Raw genomic sequence first — 2,302 nt, forward strand, 5'->3', positions numbered from 1 at the left:
CGAGCAGCAGCACGCGGACCGGGACCTCCCCCGCGTAGGCGGTCAGCGCGGCCAGCAGCGGGGCGAGTTGCGCGGCGCGGGACTCGGCGTGGTCGGCGACCAGCAGGACGGGCCGGGTCAGCGCCCGCAGCAGCCGGTCCCAGTCCGGGTCGCGTGCCGGCTCGGCGGCCAGGAAGCCGGCCGCCCAGGTCATCGGTTCGGGTCCGCTCCCGGCCGGGCGGGCGGGGCCGATGCGGGCCAGCCGGCGTACCGTCTCGACCGCGGTGCGGGTCTTGCCCCAGCCGCTGGGCGCGGTCACCAGCCGGACCCGGATGTCGGGGCGCCGGCCGCGGGACGCCTCGGGATGCGCGGTGAGGCACCAGGTCAGCAGGGCGTCGGGCGCGTCGCCGACCAGCGGGACGACGGCGGCCTCGGGGTCGAGCAGGGCCGCGGGGGTGCGCGGCGGCGGGGCGGGCGCGGTCAGGTACGGGCGCAGTTCCACCGGCTCGGCGACCGGCGCGGTGGCCGCGTCGCCGCTGAGCAGCCGCATCAGGCAGCGGTGCTGGAGCAGCCGGGCGGCCGGCAGCACGTACAAGGTGCCGTCCTCGCGGATCCGGCGCTGCACGCAGCCGATGAGCAGTCCGTCGCAGAACACCGCGGCGCCGGGGACGCCGTGCCAGTCGTCACGCCACTGGTACGGCCGGTCCTCGACCGGTTCCGCGTCGGGCTCCAGTGCGTAGCGGTCCTCGCCCCGGCCGGTCGCGGGGCTGACGGTGGCCGGCAGCCCGTGGTGGCCGCGCAGCCCGTCGCGGCGGCGTCCGCCGGGGGTGCCGGTCACGATCACCGGGTGCGGCCGGCCGGTGACGAAGCGCCCCCAGCGGACGGGCTGCCCCTCGTCCGCGGCGGTGGCCGGCAGCCGCAGCAGCGCCAGGTCGAGTCCCTGGGTGGGGTCGCGGTCGGCGTCGGGGCAGGAGCCGTCGTGCAGCGGGCAGCCGCCGGCGCTGTGCCAGACCAGTTCGGCATCGCGGACCGGCTCGGCGCGCCCGTCGAGGAAGCGGACCCGGTGCCGGACGCCGGCGCCGCCGCGGTGCACCACATGCCCCGCGGTCAGCACCAGCGTCCGGGTGACCTGGTGCCCGGAGCCGAGCAGGAGCGGTGCGCCGTCGGCGGAGGAGCGGATCTCCACGGCGCCGCTCGTCCGCCGGGGCACGACCGTGCCCTCCGGCTCGTGGCTGACGTCCAACGTCCCCCGCCTCTCCCCCGCCTTGGTACGTCGCACTGCCGGTCAGACGAGCGTACGTATTCACGGTGCCGTGCGGAAGGAGAAGCGGGGATCGTGATCAGTCGCGGCGCGACCTCCCGCTCTGGCGCTGCCGCGGACGCCGGGCGGCGGCCAGGGCGCGGCGCAGCCGGCCCGAGGAGGTGCGGCGCGGGCTGGTCAGGATGATGGCGCCCCTGGCGGGGACGGCTATGGTGCCGCCGGCCTTGACCTCGGTCTCGTCGGTGGTGTCGGTCTCGGCCGCGGTGTCGACCACCACCCGCCAGCTGTCGCCGAAGTCCCGGTCGGGCAGCAGGAAGTCCACCGTTTCGTAGTGGCTGTTCAGCAGGATCAGGAACGAGTCGTCCACGATGCGCCCGCCGTGCGCGTCGGGCTCGGTGATCGCGTCGCCGTTGAGGAACAGGGCGAGTGCGTGGGAGTCGTCGTAGTGCCAGTTCTCCTCCGACATCTCCCCGCCGTCCGGGCGGAACCACACCGAGTCGCCGGTTCCGGTACCGCCGGTGTCGCCGCGCAGGAAGCGGCGGCGGCGGAAGACGGGGTGTTCGCGGCGCAGGGTGATGAGGCGCTTGGTGAAGTCGAGCAGGTCCTGTTGTTCGGCGGTGAGGTTCCAGTCGGTCCAGGAGGTCTCGTTGTCCTGGCAGTAGGCGTTGTTGTTGCCGTGCTGGGTGCGGCCGATCTCGTCGCCGTGGGAGATCATCGGCACGCCCTGCGAGATGAGCAGGGTGGTGAGCAGGTTGCGCTGCTGGCGGGCGCGCAGGGCCAGGACCGCCGGGTCGTCGGTGTCGCCCTCCGCGCCGCTGTTCCAGGACCGGTTGTGGCTCTCGCCGTCGCGGTTGTCCTCGCCGTTGGCCTCGTTGTGCTTGTCGTTGTACGACACCAGGTCGCGCAGCGTGAAACCGTCATGGCAGGTCACGAAGTTGACCGAGGCCCGCGGGCGGCGGCTGTCGTCCTGGTAGAGGTCCGAGGAGCCGGTCAGCCGGGAGGCGAGGGCGGGCAGCGTCGCGTCCTCGCCGCGCCAGAAGTCGCGGACCGTGTCGCGGTAGA

At 74.8% G+C, this 2,302-nt stretch carries 2 pseudogenes; both read right to left on the reverse strand.

Going from position 1 to position 2,302, the window contains the following annotated elements:
* Window positions 1-1,222 (reverse strand): annotated as a pseudogene (locus GA0115240_RS28550) (trypsin-like peptidase domain-containing protein); the annotation flags it as partial.
* Window positions 1,223-1,319: 97 nt separating this feature from the next.
* Window positions 1,320-2,302, reverse strand: a pseudogene (locus GA0115240_RS37340) (glycogen debranching enzyme); the annotation flags it as partial.

It is taken from the genome of Streptomyces sp. DvalAA-14 (assembly GCF_900091855.1).
Taxonomy (GTDB): domain Bacteria; phylum Actinomycetota; class Actinomycetes; order Streptomycetales; family Streptomycetaceae; genus Actinacidiphila.